This window comes from Bacillus sp. DX4.1, assembly GCF_030348195.1.
Classification (GTDB): domain Bacteria; phylum Bacillota; class Bacilli; order Bacillales; family Bacillaceae_G; genus Bacillus_A.
In genome coordinates, this window is sequence record NZ_JAUCFT010000008.1 from 179,172 (window position 1) to 196,231 (window position 17,060).

The window sequence follows — 17,060 nt, forward strand, 5'->3', positions numbered from 1 at the left end:
TTCCAGGAGATCCCTTCCTATTAGAAAAGGGTACAATACAGACATAAATGAATTTTCAATTCGATATGATGTGAATAAAGATTCTATATTGTATACCTAATTAAAAAGGAGAGTATGCGTTGAAAAAACGAAAAATAACTATTGCAGTTGTAGTATATACAATTTTACTAGCAGCATCTGTACATACATATACAAAGCAATTAGCTCATCCTGTTATCGGGGATGTAGGTAGATTGCTTCCTACAAAGATTAAACGGGTTGAAAATGTAGAGGACGAGCGTTCATTGCAAAGATTGGTTCAAGATGCTAATGCGTCAGATGAAAAGATTTCAATTGCAGGGATGCAGCATAGTCAAGGTGGACATACGTATTATCCGAACGGAACGGTGCTAGATATGAAAGGTTATAATAAGATATTAGCATTTGATTCAAAGCAGAAAACGATACGTGTGCAAAGTGGTGCAACATGGAATGACATTCAAAAGAAGATTAATCCATATGGTCTTGCAGTGCAGGTGATGCAATCCCAAAATATTTTTACCGTTGGCGGTTCTTTGAGTGTCAATGTGCATGGGCGTGATATTAGGAATGAAGCACTTATAGATACGGTAGATTCATTAAGGGTATTAATGGCAGACGGTACAATCCAAAATGTAAGTAGAGAAGAAAATGCAGAGCTATTTCCCTTTATTATGGGGGGATATGGATTATTTGGCGTGATTTTAGATGTGACACTTAAGTTAACAGACGATGAGTTATATCAAATACATACGAAAATGCTAGATTACGAGGAATATACTTCTTATTTTCGACAACAAGTGAAAAACAATGAGAATATTCGCATGCATTTAGCGCGTATCTCTGTAGCTCCCGATTCGTTTTTGAAAGAGATGTATGTAACAGATTACGTGTTTGCAGAGAATCAAGACCAGAGAGGACAGTATAGTGATTTAAAGGAAGAAAAGATTATAGCTGTACCAAAATTCTTCCTTGGTTTATCACGATATAGTGAGTGGGGAAAGAACATGTTTTGGAATATACAAGAGAGTTATTTTGAACGTACAGAGGGAAACTATGAAACGCGAAATAATGTGATGCGATCGGATAGTGCATTTATGGAATATGAAAATCCGAATCAGACTGAAGTTTTACAAGAATACTTTGTACCTGTCGATAATTTTTCCCCCTATATAGATGATTTGCGAAAAGTACTAGAAAATGAGGAGCTAAATCTTCTTAATATTACTGTTCGTTATGTGGAAAAAAACGAGAATGCGGTTTTGTCGTATGCAAAAGATGATATGTTTGCGTTAGTGCTTCTTATTAATCAAGGGCGTTCTAAGACTGAAGTGCAGAAAACAAAAAAAGTAATTCAAAAGATGATAGATGTTACTTTGCAGTATGAGGGAAGTTATTACCTTCCGTATTATTCTTATCCAACAAAGCAGCAATTGCAAAAAGCATATCCACGTATAGATGAATTCTTCCAGAAAAAGAGAGAATATGATCCGCAAGAACGATTTGTGAATCTATTTTATAAGGAGTACGGTGAATGACATATAGAAAGTTTATAATTTCACAAAGTCTTATTATGATGGCCGGTAGTATGGTATTTCCTTTTTACGTATTATTGCTTCGCAATGTAGGAGATAGTTTTTCACAGTTTGGCTGGGCATATGGTTTATTTGCCTTAGCTTCAGCACTTGTCTATCCACTAGTTGGGAAGGTTTCGGATCGATTTGGGGATAGAAAGCTATTAATCTTATATGCTTGGTCCATGGCGATTATGATGCTGTGCTTTCCTGTTGCGACAGAAGTTTGGCATGTTTACATTCTGCAAATTATAATGGGTTGTTTAGGTGCTATACAACGAAATACAGAAAAAACGTCGCTTGCAAGAAAAGTAGAAAGTAAGGAAGCGGGTTACGAAATCGGAAAGTATCATGTGTGGACATCGGTCGGAGCTGCAGTGGCCATCATTGCAACAGGATACTTGGTGGATTTCTTAACGATTGGTACTATCTTTTATATTGCTTCTGCTTTATATATGGTGAGTGGTATCGTACTTTGGAGAGAAAATAGTCGAGGAATAAATAACTGATAGCAATAGCTACCAGTTATTTAATATGTAGACATTATTGGTTATATCAATGTTTGATTTATATATTAAAAAATGCCCTCTTAGTAGGGTATTTTTGTTTGTGATTTACATATGAATTCTTGAAATCTCCTGCATAATCCCAGCCATACTCATTAGGGCGATCGTAAATAAAAATAAAACAATAACGGGTATCACAGTTTTCTTCTTATGTTATCCAAAATGAAATATGTATATTGTTTTATAAAAAAACAATTATTTACGACGTCGTCTCTTTGCTTTTTTACGCTGATTTGTATGACTATATTTTTTTATATGAGTACTTCTGTTCTTCTTATAATTAGGTAACTTAGATATAAGAAAAGTAATTATACAAAAAATGAAAAATATAAGGTGTGCAATCATCCAAAGGTTAATATCATATTCATATAGCTTACTAAAATACTTTTTTTCATGAGTAATATGGCTTACGTTGCTATCAATTGCTTCGAGAGTGGAAGGGATGACCCAAAAGGAACCAATTAATATAACAATTGTTCCAAGAATGAAACTGAGTATATGTTTTATCAAGTTCTATTCTCCTTTAATTATGTTTTATTGTGTGTCGTTCATATATTATATATTGATTCCTCTTTCCATTTTTACCTTATTAATCCTTATTTGGTATACTGAAAGAAAATATACAATAGAAGGAGCATTGCCCTTGATAAAATTTTTAGTTTTAGCCGTTCTTACTTTATTTTTGATTCCATGGAAAAAAAGAGGTGGGGCGCTTCGTACTGTGAAAGCAGGAGGAGCTGAGAAGGTTGTAAAGAGAAAATCAGCACCAATTCTTGTCATTCCCATTTTATTTTGGGTTGGTATCGTAATCTATGAATATTTCTGGTTAATTGATGATCGTGTAGATTCTATTCTTACGCATTATGCAGTCATTATCGCGGTATTAATTGGAGTTGTCCTCTTTTCTCAAGAAAAGAGAGGGCGATTGGAAGTTCAATTGAAAGCAGTTGTGATGCTTGCTTTGCTAGTATCATACGGATATTTTGGCTATGTACATGATATAGTAATCTCGCAAAAGAAATATGATTCTGTTGTAAAAGAAGAAAAGGATATTTCAGAGCCATTTACAGAAAATGATCAACCATTTACGGTCCCGCCCAAAACAGCAGAAAATAAGATGAAAAAAGTATTTGGTGATATTCCGAAAGTGGCGTATTTTGAATTAGGAGAACTCACACCACAAATGGTGAATGGGGAAGCGTTATATGTCGCTCCTATTGAAGTCTCTGGCTTTTTTAAAGCGCGCAAGGCAGAAACAATTCCGGGTTATGTGACGATGTCTGGTACAAATTCTGACGCAGAAGCGAAACTGCATGTTGGTTATAAAATGAAATATGTGCCGAGCATGTTTTTTGGTAACAATTTAGAACGTGTTGTTCGAAAAGCAGAACCCAATTTAATCTTTAAAGGGAAACCGAAGTTTGAGGTAGATGATAAAGGAAAGCCATATTATACGATGACGTATGGTGAATTTATTTCAGGTCGTTCAGGCTTTGAAGTAGAAGGCGTTGTTGTCGTTGATGCACAAACAGGTGAAGTGAAAAGATATGGTAAAGGTCAAGCACCGAAATTTATCGATGGTGTATTAAATCACGAAACAGCCTCTACGTTAAACACGTATTTCGGTAAGTTTATACATGGTTTTTGGAATACGAAGTTTTCGCAAAGTGATGTGAAGCTCCCAACGGAATGGGGAACGAAGGAAGGGGTAACGCCAATCTTTGGGAAGGATGGAAAACTGTATTACTTTACGGATTTCACTTCACCAAAAGAAGGTGTGGATTCGGCCTTAGGTTACTCATTAGTGGATGCACGTACAGGAACATTATTGTATTATAATGGGAAGCAAGTAAAAGGAATTATGGATGGTTCCGCTGCGACAGAGGTGGTGGATAATTCATTTAAGAGAGAGAAATGGCATGGAACAATGCCTGTTATTTATAACGTATATGGCAAACCTTCGTGGATTGTTCCTGTTATTGATGATGGAGGTTTAGTACGTGCTCATACGGTTATCTATGCTTCTAATGCAAAGGTATTTGCGACAGGTTCAACTCAAAAAGAAGCGCTTGAAAAATATAAAAGTGTGCTAACTGGAAGTGGTGATTCATTCCGTCCAACTTCGAGTGGAAAAGAAGCACAAAAAGAAGGCGTTGTACAACGTGTTTATAAAGAGAAATCAGGAGAAAACACGATTGTTTTTGTATTATTAGAAAATGAGCAAAAAGTATTTATGATTTCAGCAAAAGATTTCCCTTATGCGATGTTTACAGAAGTGGGAGATCAAATTCAAATTACTTATTTGGATACTGGCGAAACGATGTCTTCTGTATCTAAATTTACAAATGGTAACTTGAAAAAGTAAAGCGATAGATATTCTATCGCTTTTTTTCTTTTAGCCGTACAGAGAAGTACGATATACTTGACGTGGGAATATTGTTGTAACTATAATTGTTACGATTAAAACGATAGGTTCATTTTATGAAATTAAGAGAGAGGATGGTTGAGATCGTTGAATGAGATTAATCGCGATGTATATAAGCCTGTAAAAGTAAACAGGTTATGGATGATTCTTGTATTAGGGACGTTAACGGCAATTGGACCATTATCCATTGATATGTATTTACCTTCGTTACCTACATTAACGGACGACTTGCAGACAAGCGCTTCACTTGCTCAGCTTAGTTTAACGGCTTGTTTATTGGGACTTTCAGTTGGACAATTGTTTGTCGGTTCAATTAGTGATATTTATGGAAGACGCAAACCACTTATTATTGCTCTTATCATTTATGTTGCATCTTCTTTACTTTGTGCGGTTGCACCTTCCATTGGGAGTTTAGTCCTCTTGCGTTTCTTGCAAGGAGCTTCAGGATCAGCTGGTATCGTTATTTCACGTGCCATGGTACGTGATCTATACTCAGGTTCAGAGATGACGAAGTTTTTCTCACTATTAATGTTAGTGAATGGTGCGGCACCTATTTTAGCTCCGATTATTGGAGGACAATTGCTGCAAATTACATCATGGCGCGGTGTGTTTATTGTTCTTGGCATGATAAGTATATTCATGTTGATATCATCTACTTTTGTTTTGCGAGAGACATTGCCACCCGAAGAGAGGGAAACAGGTGGTTTAACCGGAACATTATCAACGTATGGTAAGCTGCTGAAGGATCGCCTGTTTATGGGTTATGCTTTATCACAAGGTTTAGTAACAGCCGCAATGTTTGCCTATATTTCCGGATCACCATTTGTTCTGCAAAATATATACGGGGCATCTCCCCAAGAATTTAGTCTGTTCTTTGCAATTAACGGCATCGGTATCATTATTGCAAGCCAAGTTACCGGACGCTTAGCAGGGAAAGTGGATGAGAAAAAATTATTTATAGCTGGGATTGGTATTGCTGCTGTTGGCGGTATTTCCTTACTCCTTATGATTGTAATAGGGGCAGGACTAATTGGCATTTTATGTTCTTTATTTCTCGTTGTATCGAGTGTGGGAGTTGTATCCACAACCGGATTTTCGTTAGCAATGCGAAATCAAAAACAAGCTGCAGGAACAGCCTCTGCCTTACTCGGCTTGCTTCAGTTTATTTCTGGTGCACTTGTCGCACCTTTAGTTGGGATTGGGGGCAGCCATACAGCACTGCCTATGGGAATTATTATTGCTCTTTGTGAAGTGGGCGCCATTCTATGCTATATTTTTATGGCAAAACGTAGTGAAAAGCAGGCAGTACTTAGAGAGAATCATAATATAGAGGCATAGATGACGCCTCCTATGCAGTAAAATAAAAAACCGCAACGATTCTTATAGAATGTTGCGGTTTTTTATCGTTATATTTTTGGACGGACAAGCTTTTTTATTCACTGAAATGTAATTCTAAGGAAGGTTGAAGAAACAGATAAATCTTACTTTTTTGACATATTTATTGTTTTTGTCCATTATTTTCCTTATAATTGATGTGGGTTCTATCTTGTAGATTTCTATTTGCCCGAATAAACAATGAATCTATGAAATTAGCAAATGGTATAGAAATGACCGTAGCTAAATATGTAGGGTGGTTGTTATCTGTAAGTTAGAAAAAATGGGAAGGGAAGTGTTTACATGCTTAAGAAAGTAAGTGCTGTGACGCTAATGTCGCTCTTAGCTTTTTCACCTGTCATAGCGATGGCTGCACCTGGAGAAACGGCAAAAGAAACGATAGTTCAGCAGCAAGAAAAGGTACCTGCGAAGCAAAATGACATCAAGAATACAACAATAGTAAGCGAACCAAAAGTAGAGAAAGAACAAGGTAATGTGGAAGTGAAGAAAGAAAATCCTGCAACTATAGCTAAGGATGAAAAGCAAGAAGAAAAGACGGCTTCAAAAGAACAACAACAGCCTGCTCCAGAAAAGAAAGCAGAACCAGTAAAAAATAATGAAAAAGAACAAAAAGATGAGCCGAAGGTAGAGAGTGGAAAAGAACAATCAAAAGCTACAAATCCTGCAACACAGCCAACAAACCAACCTCCAGTTCATCCTGAGGAAAAATCAAAAGATAGTGCTAACGAAAAAAATGAGATATCTATTGCTGATTTCAGTGGGAATGTTACTGGAAAAGCAACATGGGATGCACAAAAAAATCATTATGTGTTAGATGTGACTGCTACAGTAACGAATAACTCAAAAGAAAAGGTAAGTGGTGTATATCTTGGTGTTTCTATCCCAGAAGGGCTAGGTGGAGACATAGAACTTGAGGATGGTTCTGAAGCTATGTCACTGCCATTGCCAGATATGGAACCGGGAAAAACTGTTACAAAAAATGTAAAAATACCTGTGCTTGGAAATGTAGCTGGAAAAGAAGTAAATAAAGATATCGGACTATATTTACTTAATAAAGGTAGATATGAATCTCTTGGCAAAATTAAAGGAAGTGCGAATCTTGATTTTTCCGAGATGAATAAAGATTTACGTTTTGAAGGTAAGGCAAAAGCTACAACTTGTGTACCGAATTTAAAGGAAAACCAATTTACATTAGATTTCTTATTAACGACTCAAAACTTAACAATGGATGAGTTAAAGGGCTTTGATGTGCAAATTGATGTTCCACAAGATATTAAATTAACAATTCCAGATCATTACACACAAGGAGAAATTCCGGATTATCTAAAAGATGGTTCTTTGCAAGGTGGAACTGATAAAGGAACAATGAACTTAGATATTAAATGGAATGGAAACACAGCAACAGTTCCAGTTAAAGCAATGAAAGCTGGAGAAGGATCTGTACTATACTTCCAAGTAGTTGGAGAAACTACAAAAGACTTTAAAGATTTATACGTTACGTTAACTGCAAAACGTGGGGATCAAACAATTACAAAAAAATTGCCAATTGAGAAAGTAGAAAAAGCAGATTGTAAGAAGAAAGACGATGGTAATACAGGTGGTGGAAACAACAATGGTGATGGTAAAGGGAACGGAAATAATAATCCTGATACTAACGGAACAAACCAAAATCAGGTGAAAAATCCACCAGCACCAGTTACACCAACAAAAATCAGTACAACGCCTACTGAGGTAAACTATACAAAATCACTTCCGAAAACAGGTACTTCAAGCAGTGATAACCTGTTAACATTACTTGGCGTTGTGATGCTTGCTGGTGGTGCTTTTGTATATAAGCGTAGTCGTATGACTGATAGTAAATAATAATACACGGTAAGGATACATATTGGATTTTTTCCGTTTTAAAAAACCCGGTCGTGAAGACGTTACCGGGTTTTTTTATTTCTTTTGAAGTACGTGATACATGTTGTTCATAATAGCATCGTATAACATCGCTAATTTATCCCATACCCAGCGATTGGAATCAATCTCTTTTTCGCCGCAGTCAATAATATCTGTATGATCCGTAATTTTGTAAGCTTTTTCTACGATGATAGGAGCAATTTTCGGTATGCGAGGTATGTTTTTTAATACATCTGCAAAATTGCCAATATATATGTGTCCGATGATTTCAATTGCTAGTGATTCATCAGATATATTTAATACTGTACCGTATTGATTGGTATGTTTTTTCTTTAAGTACTGTGCAAGTTCAAGGGAGGCATTTTTTTTCTTTAGCATTCGATGAAGGCTTGCTGTATTTTTGATGTGGAGAGATCTTTCTCGGATGAGAACAGAAATGCCCTCTTCCATAAATGTCATTGTAATGTACATATATATTCGTATTCTCCTTTTATAAAGGGTTTGTTGTATTGCTGCGTGCATATGTAAATGTATCATATGTATTCTGTATGTGTGCTTACAGTTTTGTAAGGTGAAGCTGGGCAGTCATGAAGAAGTTAGTCGTATAAAGTGACGATACTGTGACAAAAATGGTGGTATGCGTACAAAAGTACGTTCATAAGTGCAAAATTTGAAAGGTTCTCGTTATAATAACAAGTGGAGATAGATCGTAGATGTAGATAAAAGTGCGTGTTCAAAAAGGAGGATAAAGAGAGTCGAGCAGTTTGAGGCGCGGAAACCAGGAGGATACGGAGTGTAGATTGTACTACATGAGTACCGGAGTGGCGACGTAACGAAGAAATGCGACAGCTATCTGTACCGGATTTTTTGAACATTCTCTAAAAGGAGAGTATTTGATGAAGAAAGTGTGGAGTATCGTTTTGCTTGGAAGTATGTTGCTTCTAGCGGGATGTAATGGAGACAAGGATGTAAAGAAAGAATCAAAAGAAAAAGTAGAACAGTCAACTGATAGTGCAGAAGATATAAAAGTATATCATGACGTGCATAGCAAATATGAAGAGAAAATGACTAAAGAATTAAATGAAGCTGTGAAACTATGGGAAGCAGCAAAAGAAGAGGGTGACAAGGTATTAAAACATCCACAATTTAAAGAAGATGTGCAAAAAGTAACAACAAGTACGCTAACGGATATTGATCATATTCGTAAAGAAATTCGTGTGCCTAAGTCTAAAGAAAAAGAACACGAGCTATATATGGGGTACTTAAATGAGACAGAGCAAGCATTGAAAAAGTTAGAGAAGTTAGCGAAAGAAAAAGATTCTTCGTTAATCCGTGATATAGAAGTTCATTTCTCGACAGCTTCAGAGTACCACAAACGTTTTCAAAAAGAAGCACAAAAATGACCTTGCGATGAGCAAGGTCATTTTTTATCCCGCTCTAACGGGCAGTATGTCTAGGGATGTAATCAATCACTTATTTACAAAAAACATCTGTATCTGGAGTTCAATATATTATTGGATCTAGCCCTGATTTACGATATGTCCAAGTGAAAGCTTAAAAATAAAGAAGTAGGCACAATGCCTACTCCTTTATTTAATTTCCCTTTTATACCCTTTCTTCGTTCCATCTGTAAAGACAACTTCTAAATCGAATTTTTGATAGTCTTTGTCGAGCTGAAATACGTCTACGACTTGGTCAATGACTTCTTGGTCCGGTGTATCTTTATCAAATTTTAGCTTTTGTAGAAGTGGGCCTAATTTTGCAATAGCTTCGTCGCCTGTTAGTTGTCCATTTGCTTTATGATCTTCAATTTTTGCTTCCATTGTTTTTGCATCTGCTTTATTTTTGTATTCAGCTTCATAATCTTTCTTTGTATCTTGGTAGTTCGCATCTAATTTAAATTCATTAAAATTAAGCTTTAAATCTTGAGTTGCTTCCTTTTTTGTTTCTTCAGTCGTCTTCTTATTAGAAGTTGTATCTTCCTTTTTCGGAGTAGTACATCCTGTCAGTGTAGGCACAAGCATAAGTGTTAAAAGAATAGAGAGTAAAATTCTCATGATAAATTCCTCCTTATTATATGATTCCTTCTATACAAGTTTTTCCTGGTTTTATCTAATTATGTATAAGTTCAGGGTAATTTATTTCCTTTGGAGGCTATAGATTGCAAAGTATTTTCGCTATACTTCGCAATTTAAATCAAAAATATTTTAGATGAATATGATAAATTCGAATTATGAGGAGGGACCAAAACGTATAGGGAAAAGAAAGGATCCATAAAAAAAGGGCGGCAAAAAATTCGACACCTTTTTTTATGGATTTTATTCCTGGTTCTTATTTTTGTTCAATTTCAGCCCATTTAAAGTTTAGTTGTCCTGCAAAATCAACTTCTACAACACCTTTTACATAAGAACGTTCTAAATAAGATTTTCCTTTTTGGTATAGAGGAGCAATGACTGCATCTTTAAATAGGATCTTTTCTGCTTCTTTTAAAGCTTCCCAGCGTGCTTTTTCATCGCCAGCTAAGTCAGTTTTTACTTTGTTGATTAAATCATCAAAGTCTTTATTTGAATAATGATCTAAGTTGTACGGATTGTCAGTTGTGAATAATTCTAAAAATGTAATTGGATAAGCAAAGTCAGGGCTCCAACCGTCTATGCCAATATCATAATTACCTTCTAATAATAATGTAACCTGTTGTTTACGTGGTTGCGGCTTTAAGTTTACTGTTAATCCTTCTAAATTTTTCTCAAGCTGCTCTTTTAAAAATTCACCAGTTTTCTTGGCAAGGTCATTATCGCTTGTTAATAATTCGATTGAAATTTTGTCAGAACCTAATTCTTGTTTTGCTTGTTTCCATAGTTTTTGTGCTTCTTTTGTATCTTCTTTTGTTAAGTTTCCATTTTCAACACGGAAGTCTTTTCCATCCGATCCTCTTGCAAAATTCTTCGGAATAAGAGAGTAAGAAGGAAGTGCACCATCGTTTAAAAGAGTATTTACAAATGTTTTTTTGTCTATCGATTTATCGATTGCTTGACGAACATTGATATTTTGTAATGTTTTATTTTATTGATTCATACGTAGGAATTGTACACCCACATCTGGACGTTCCTTAAAGTTTCCATCTTTACGATATTTATCAAAAAGATCAGATGTTAAGACTACGCGATCCAGTTGTTTGGATTCATATAAGTTTACTTCTGTAGATTTTTCTTTTACAACGTTAAAGTTAATTTTTTTAAGCTTTACGTTATCTTTGTCCCAGTAGTTTGGATTTTTCTTAAATTGGAAGCTTTGTTCATGTTTCCAATCATTTAATGTAAAGGCTCCATTATAAAGGAGTGTATTATCTTCTAACGCATATTTATCACCTTGTGATTTGAAGTATTCTTCATTAATCGGTAGGAATGTTGGAAATGCTGTGAGACTAATAAAATATGGGACAGGACGTTCTAATTCTACTTCAAATGTATGATCATCAATTGCTTTCACACCTAATTGGTCAGCAGGAAGTTCTTTACTATTAATCTTTTTCGCATTTTTAATGTCAAAGAACAAAAAGGCGTATTCTGAAGCAGTTGCTGGCTCAACCGCACGTTGCCAAGCGAAGACAAAATCTTTTGCTGTAACAGGTGTGCCGTTTGACCATTTTGAATCACGTAAGTGGAACGTATATTTCATTTTATCTGAGCTTACGTCATGAGACTTTGCAACACCAGGTACGGGTTTATTGCCTTCTCCAAGGTTATATAAACCTTCAAAGACGTTTCTCATCACTTGACCAGAGTCTGTATCTGTAGCACGAGCGGTATCCATTGTACGAATTTCCGTAGGGGATGCTAAATTCAATACTTGTTTATCGGTTGTTTTCCCATTTGCTTTTGCTTCACCCTCGTTATCTTTATAGCTACCGCATCCCGTTAACAAGATACTAGCTCCTAAAACAGATGCAACAGCAGGTACAAATTTCTTTTTCATTTTGATTTCCTCCTAAATTGTTTGTATATTGTTTGGAAAATTGTCGGCCAACAATTTATGAGGGAAAAGAAAAACTCCCTCTTTTCTTATAAAGAAAGAGGGAGTTTTGTTTACAAGGTATGCACCCATATATAAACGAAGTCCCTCATTCTATCTTTCAAGCATAAAGCTTGCAGGAAGTGGCACAGTATTCACAAGTGAACCTGTTGCCGAGGTTTCAAAGGGCCAGTCCCTCCACCTCTCTAGATACAATGAGTAAACATAATAGATTATATTAATTTTTTGTTTCTTTGATTATTCAAAATCTTATCATTCTGATGAGGAAACTGTCAATTACGCGGGAAATATTCGTAATTTTCAGTTTTATTTCTTTTTAACCAGTGGTAAGCAACGGTGCCTGTGATAGAAGCTTTACTTTATCATAAAAGAAAGGGTCACTGTGTATTTACACAGTGACCCTTTCTTCTTAAAAGTTGAAGTTATCTGGATCTGGACCCACGCGGTGGTTTTCATTTAATGCCTGAATTACCTTCATGTCTTCCGTACTTAATTCAAAATCAAAGATAGTCGCATTTTCAATAATGCGGTGCTCTTTAATCGATTTAGGAATTGTTACAACACCATTTTGCAGATCCCAGCGTAAAATGACTTGTGCTGTTGATTTACTATATTTTGTAGCAATTTCTTGTAATGTTGAGTGGTCGAGGAGTTGACCTTGCACTAATGGTGACCAAGCTTCTAATTGGATACTATGCTCTTTACAAAAAGCATGAAGTTCTTCTTGTGTTAAGCGTGGATGATATTCAACTTGGTTAATCATTGGTTTAATTTCAGCGATTTCTAACACATCTTGTAGATGGTGAATTTGGAAATTACTTACACCAATTGCACGAACGCGACCATCTTTATAAAGTTTCTCTAACGCTTTCCATGTTTCTGTATATTTTCCTTTTACAGGCCAATGTACTAAGTATAGATCTAAATATTCTAAGCCTAGTTTTTGAAGAGTTGTTTCGAAAGCTTGTAATGTTGATTCATAACCTTGATCACTATTCCATACTTTTGATGTAATGAATAGTTCTTCGCGAGGGACACCAGATTCTTGAATCGCTTGTCCAACGCCGTCCTCATTTTTGTATACAGCAGCTGTATCAATACTACGGTATCCATTTCTAATTGCTGCTTTTACAGAATCAATTACTTCTGTACCATCTTCGACTTTAAAAACACCTAAACCAAACCAAGGCATTTTTACTCCATTATGTAATGTTGTGTAATCTTGTAAGCTTGTGAATTTCATTTTATTTCCCCCTTGCTTTTTTATTTGTTGCTTCAATTGCTTGTTGAATAATCTTTGAAAAATTATACTCATATAAAACTTTTAAACCTTCTGCAGTTGAACCACCTGGTGTTGTTACTTGTTCACGAAGCAGGGCGGGGTCTTGTTCTTGCTGGAGCATAGCAGCAGAGCCAGCAATCATTTGAATGACAAGATGCTTTGCAGTTGCCTCGTCAATTCCGTAGTTTTTCGTTGTTTCAATTAAACTTTCAGCAAAGTGGTAAAGGAAGGCAGGAGCACTCCCGGTAACAGCGGTGAGCCTGTGAATTTCTTCCTCTGTACAGAGCTGTGCCGTACCAATTCCCTTTAATAGCAATTGCAGTGTTTCTTGCTGCTCGCTATCTACAAATTGCCCCATTGCATATAGAGAAATAGAATTTCCAATTGTGGCAGCTGTGTTTGGCATAATCCAAGCAACAGGTGTACCTTGAGGAAGTTTTTCTTCTAAATACGATGGACCAATTCCAGCAGCAACTGTTACGACAAACTGATGTGTCAGTAGAGGAGATAACTCCGCTAATAACTGTTCGTGCGTAGCTGGTGGAATGGCAAGAACAATTGTATCGACTGCAGTAATATGTTGTTTCCAATCTTTTGTAATCGATACTCCATATGTTTGCTTTAATTGCTGGAGTTTTTCTTCATTTCGCTGATTGGATACAATAATTTCTTGGATGTATTCTTTACTTGTTTTGAGCAGTCCAGCAAAAATAGCTTCTGCCATACGGCCTGCACCAATAAATAAAATTCGTTGTTTTTTCAGCATATCCTGTATTCCTTCCTTTTGAGAACATGTTATAGAAAACGATACCACTTTTGAGCGACCTTTGTAAAAAGAAATGACTTATAATAAGAGGCATCGGTTATAGAGAAGAGAAAAATTATATTAGGAAAATAGCGGAAAATAGAAAGCGCTTTCTTTATACTGTTTATAGAGAAAGTATTATAAATCTGGGGAGGGAGAAATATGATCAGAAGTCCAATTTTTTTAGTTATTTCTAGTATTATTTGCATATTGGTAGGTATTTATATTCAGTCAAGTTATATAGAAATTTTTGCATCTGTCATGGGTATAATTAATGTTTGGTCACTAGCTAGAGAAAAGGTATGGAATTTTTTGTTTGGGATAATTACAGTTGCATCATTTCTATATATTTTTATCACACAAGGTTTATATGCGATGGCTATATTAGCAGCCTTTCAGTTCATATTTAATGTGTATGGTTGGTATTATTGGGTTGCACGTAGTGGGGAAGAGGATGTGAAACCAACAGTTCGTTTAGATGTGAAAGGGTGGATTATTTATACCGTTTTTATTTTAGTTGCTTGGATTGGTTGGGGATATTATCAAATTCGTTATTTAGACTCAACAAGTCCATATTTAGATGCTTTAAATGCAGTATTAGGGCTCGTTGCTCAATTTATGTTAAGTAGAAAGATTTTAGAGAATTGGTATTTATGGATTCTATATAACGTAGTAAGTATTGTGATTTATATTTCAACGGGCTTATATGTCATGTTAATTCTTGCGGTAATCAATTTATTCTTATGTATTGATGGCTTATTAGAATGGAAGTCGAATTATGAAAAAAGAGGGCATGTAAATCGTCACGCATAGAAAGAGAGATTATTCGCTAATAGGAACCCCCGCAGCAGATATGCTCCGGGGGTTTTATTAATAGATTGTTTAATTATGCTTTTGTTAAACCAAGTAGAACAGCACCGCCAATAATTAAGACACTACCTAGTGCAATAAATACCAACTGGCGTTTTGTTTTCTTTTCACCTAGGAAGACAATCGCCCCGAATGTAGAAATGACGATACCTGTTTGAGATAGCGGGAAGCTTGTTGCCACCCCAACTCGTGGTAAAGAAAGAAGTAAGAATAAATTTCCTGTTCCCCAAAGTAGACCGGATAAAATGTTGCGAATTGCATATTTGTTAAATGGTTTATGCTTAGATGTCAGTACAACTGCTCCAACAAACATACCGACTGCTTGTGGTAAAATGGCAGACCAACCATCAATATTGTACCAGCGAATAATAATTACATATACAAGGTAACCGAAAGTAGAAACAATTAAAGTTAAAAGTCCTTTTTTCAATTGTCCTGGTGGCTGAGCATTTTCTTTATCATCTAATGAAGTGAAGACAACTCCAACTACGATTAAAAGGATTGCAATCGTTCCCATAATGATTGTCGTTGTTGTAGTCCATTCGTGAAAAGCGATAACTCCAAAGATAGAAGTAGCAACGAGTTGCATACCTGTTGAGATTGTAACGGTTGTTGAAACACCCATAGCTTGTACTGTTTTTAATTGGTTTACTTGTCCTAAAGCCCAGAATAAACCTGAAACAAAACCAACAATTAAGATAGTTAAAGTTAAAGCTGGTTGAGTAAATACATACATGATTGTTGCGAAGAATAAGGCCCCGATTGTCATACCTACCGTTTGGCTATATGCACCGCCGCCCATTTTCACACTTACTAATAAAATGTTACCCCATGCAATTGCAGGAAGAAGCGCTAATAAAATGTCCATTACAAGACTCCCTTCATGTTACTATATCAATATGATTTAAAACGTTCTAACGATCGGTAATTTCCCACGCAAGACGTAGAGGATTACCGATCGTTAAAATAGGATGAAGAATTGGCAATATAAATACGTTTTCATTTCTCCATTTTTTCAAACACCTACATATAATAACAGGAAAGTGCCTCTTTTAGAAAGTAAATTCAAATAGAATGTATATTGTTATAAATATTAAGATTCTGTTATTTGACTAGAATAAAAAAGATTCTAGTATTCTATAAGCTAGGATCTTTTTATATAAATACAAATTAAAAAACCGACATAAAATCCTTCTTTTTAGGTGGGAGAGAGCATCCGGCCATGCATAGAAGCGGTCAGATCCTTTTCCTGCTCCATGCCAAGTGAAAACAAAGAGAGAAAACGAGTGCAGGTCACTTTTTGTTATCTATAGCTGCACCACTTACAAGGATGCTTTTTCACGATTAAGCATTAAAATTTCGTTATCTCTTCTTATAAAACAAAGTGTTTGGTTATACATCAAAATTCCTTCGTATTCTTTATTATTCTACAAGCCTATTACGTTTCCAATTTATCCAGCACTTTATTTTTCAGGAAATAATACGACAAAAAAGCAGCTTTTGTCGAAAGCTGCTTTAGGAAGAAGTGATTCTTTTATTAATAAGCTGTACGCACAGTAAGAATATGAGTGACATACAAACCGTTATTAAAACGAGTGTCCAAGCAAGGGGCATATTACTTGCATCAATTGCCATGTAAATGGCTGTAGGAATCGTTTGTGTTTTTCCCGGAATGTTTCCAGCAAACATAAGCGTCGCTCCAAATTCTCCTAATGCACGAACGAAACTTAAAATCATTCCGCTTAATAGTGAAGGTAAGGCAAGCGGTAAAGTGACATGTAAAAAAACTTGGTATTCACTGGCCCCAAGGTCACGAGCGCCGTCTTCAATCCGTTCATTTGCGACAGAAAACCCTGTTTTTGCTGATTGATACATAAGTGGGAACGAAACAACCGTTGAAGCGATAACAGCCGCCCATGATGTAAACATAATAGATTGTTGAAATAGTGATTCAATCCACCTACCAACAGGGCTGTTATTTCCAAAAATAATAATAAGAAAGAAACCAATAACAGTTGGTGGGAGCACCATTGGTAATAGGAAAATAGTTTCTAATAACACTTTATAACGCCATGTTGAGCGTGCTAGTACTCGTCCAATGATTGTGCCGGAAATCATAACAATAATGGTAGCGAAAGCAGCTACTTGTAAGGAAAGAAAAACAGGCGACCAAAGTGTATCAAATGCCATG

At 35.8% G+C, this 17,060-nt stretch carries 14 protein-coding genes, 1 pseudogene and 1 riboswitch; of the genes and pseudogenes, 7 read left to right on the forward strand and 8 right to left on the reverse strand.

Translation table 11 applies throughout. The features are described from left to right. The first annotated feature begins 119 nt into the window (after nt 1-119). Together QUF99_RS04370 and QUF99_RS04375 are read left to right on the forward strand one after the other, a co-directional pair. Nucleotides 120-1,556, forward strand: coding sequence for an FAD-binding oxidoreductase (locus QUF99_RS04370; protein WP_289368771.1), 1,437 nt, complete (start codon nt 120-122; stop codon nt 1,554-1,556). Then, on the forward strand, nt 1,553-2,101 hold the full coding sequence (locus QUF99_RS04375; RefSeq protein ID WP_289368772.1) for an MFS transporter: 549 nt from the start codon (nt 1,553-1,555) through the stop codon (nt 2,099-2,101). Before QUF99_RS04370 ends, QUF99_RS04375 begins: the two co-directional genes overlap by 4 nt. A gap of 252 nt (nt 2,102-2,353) precedes the next feature. Here the strand turns inward: QUF99_RS04375 and QUF99_RS04380 are convergent, their stop codons facing one another. Continuing rightward, complete coding sequence (locus tag QUF99_RS04380) at nt 2,354-2,668, reverse strand: hypothetical protein (RefSeq protein WP_289368773.1); 315 nt, start codon at nt 2,666-2,668, stop codon at nt 2,354-2,356. A gap of 136 nt (nt 2,669-2,804) precedes the next feature. Between QUF99_RS04380 and QUF99_RS04385 the strand changes: the two genes are divergently transcribed. From QUF99_RS04385 to QUF99_RS04395, 3 genes are all read left to right on the forward strand, one after another. Further along, entirely contained in the window at nt 2,805-4,523 is a 1,719-nt protein-coding gene (locus tag QUF99_RS04385; protein WP_289374562.1) for a DUF3981 domain-containing protein, read from the forward strand. A gap of 147 nt (nt 4,524-4,670) precedes the next feature. Continuing rightward, nucleotides 4,671-5,921 carry a multidrug effflux MFS transporter gene (locus QUF99_RS04390; RefSeq protein WP_483298588.1) on the forward strand — a complete coding sequence of 417 codons (1,251 nt, stop codon included), beginning with the start codon at nt 4,671-4,673 and terminating at the stop codon, nt 5,919-5,921. Between the two features lie 339 nt (nt 5,922-6,260). Next, nucleotides 6,261-7,841: an LPXTG cell wall anchor domain-containing protein gene (locus tag QUF99_RS04395; protein WP_289368775.1), complete on the forward strand. Its 1,581-nt coding sequence runs from the start codon at nt 6,261-6,263 to the stop codon at nt 7,839-7,841. 75 nt (nt 7,842-7,916) lie between these two features. Here the strand turns inward: QUF99_RS04395 and QUF99_RS04400 are convergent, their stop codons facing one another. Next, nucleotides 7,917-8,351, reverse strand: a complete 435-nt coding sequence (locus QUF99_RS04400; RefSeq protein ID WP_289368776.1) for a hypothetical protein — start codon at nt 8,349-8,351, stop codon at nt 7,917-7,919. 425 nt (nt 8,352-8,776) lie between these two features. Here QUF99_RS04400 and QUF99_RS04405 point away from each other — a divergent pair, with 425 nt between their 5' ends. Then, a complete protein-coding gene (locus QUF99_RS04405) occupies nt 8,777-9,283 on the forward strand; it encodes a hypothetical protein (protein ID WP_289368777.1) in 507 nt (168 codons plus the stop codon). A 186-nt stretch (nt 9,284-9,469) separates the two neighbouring features. Here QUF99_RS04405 and QUF99_RS04410 read toward each other — a convergent pair whose 3' ends face one another. The 4 genes and pseudogenes from QUF99_RS04410 to proC form a co-directional block, all read right to left on the reverse strand. Continuing rightward, entirely contained in the window at nt 9,470-9,937 is a 468-nt protein-coding gene (locus QUF99_RS04410; RefSeq protein WP_289368778.1) for a YusW family protein, read from the reverse strand. Between the two features lie 274 nt (nt 9,938-10,211). After that, a pseudogene (locus QUF99_RS04415) lies at nt 10,212-11,855 on the reverse strand (peptide ABC transporter substrate-binding protein). 147 nt (nt 11,856-12,002) lie between these two features. Continuing rightward, a riboswitch (SAM riboswitch) is annotated at nt 12,003-12,108 on the reverse strand. A gap of 213 nt (nt 12,109-12,321) precedes the next feature. After that, nucleotides 12,322-13,155: an aldo/keto reductase gene (locus QUF99_RS04420; protein ID WP_289368779.1), complete on the reverse strand. Its 834-nt coding sequence runs from the start codon at nt 13,153-13,155 to the stop codon at nt 12,322-12,324. Between the two features lies 1 nt (nt 13,156). Further along, the gene (proC, locus tag QUF99_RS04425; protein WP_289368780.1) at nt 13,157-13,960 is read right to left on the reverse strand and encodes a pyrroline-5-carboxylate reductase; all 804 of its coding nucleotides are present in this window, start codon (nt 13,958-13,960) and stop codon (nt 13,157-13,159) included. Between the two features lie 201 nt (nt 13,961-14,161). On the opposite strand from proC, the gene pnuC reads away from it, so the two are divergent. Further along, a complete protein-coding gene (gene pnuC / locus QUF99_RS04430; protein WP_289368781.1) occupies nt 14,162-14,812 on the forward strand; it encodes a nicotinamide riboside transporter PnuC in 651 nt (216 codons plus the stop codon). Between the two features lie 73 nt (nt 14,813-14,885). On the opposite strand, the gene QUF99_RS04435 is transcribed toward pnuC, so the two are convergent. Both QUF99_RS04435 and modB read right to left on the reverse strand, forming a co-directional pair. Beyond that, nucleotides 14,886-15,737 (reverse strand): GRP family sugar transporter, encoded by an 852-nt coding sequence (locus tag QUF99_RS04435; RefSeq protein ID WP_289368782.1) that lies wholly within the window; start codon nt 15,735-15,737, stop codon nt 14,886-14,888. A gap of 647 nt (nt 15,738-16,384) precedes the next feature. Then, nucleotides 16,385-17,059: a molybdate ABC transporter permease subunit gene (gene modB / locus QUF99_RS04440; RefSeq protein ID WP_289368783.1), complete on the reverse strand. Its 675-nt coding sequence runs from the start codon at nt 17,057-17,059 to the stop codon at nt 16,385-16,387. Nucleotide 17,060: the final 1 nt, after the last annotated feature.

Bases quoted from the DNA above. Each gene is read 5' to 3' on its own strand.
- QUF99_RS04375 (WP_289368772.1), top strand. From the start codon at position 1,553: ATGACATATAGAAAGTTTATAATTTCACAAAGTCTTATTATGATGGCC.
- QUF99_RS04395 (WP_289368775.1), top strand. From the start codon at position 6,261: ATGCTTAAGAAAGTAAGTGCTGTGACGCTAATGTCGCTCTTAGCTTTT.
- QUF99_RS04400 (WP_289368776.1), bottom strand. From the start codon at position 8,351: ATGTACATTACAATGACATTTATGGAAGAGGGCATTTCTGTTCTCATC.
- QUF99_RS04405 (WP_289368777.1), top strand. From the start codon at position 8,777: ATGAAGAAAGTGTGGAGTATCGTTTTGCTTGGAAGTATGTTGCTTCTA.
- QUF99_RS04410 (WP_289368778.1), bottom strand. From the start codon at position 9,937: ATGAGAATTTTACTCTCTATTCTTTTAACACTTATGCTTGTGCCTACA.
- QUF99_RS04420 (WP_289368779.1), bottom strand. From the start codon at position 13,155: ATGAAATTCACAAGCTTACAAGATTACACAACATTACATAATGGAGTA.
- proC (WP_289368780.1), bottom strand. From the start codon at position 13,960: ATGCTGAAAAAACAACGAATTTTATTTATTGGTGCAGGCCGTATGGCA.
- pnuC (WP_289368781.1), top strand. From the start codon at position 14,162: ATGATCAGAAGTCCAATTTTTTTAGTTATTTCTAGTATTATTTGCATA.
- QUF99_RS04435 (WP_289368782.1), bottom strand. From the start codon at position 15,737: ATGGACATTTTATTAGCGCTTCTTCCTGCAATTGCATGGGGTAACATT.
- modB (WP_289368783.1), bottom strand. From the start codon at position 17,059: ATGGCATTTGATACACTTTGGTCGCCTGTTTTTCTTTCCTTACAAGTA.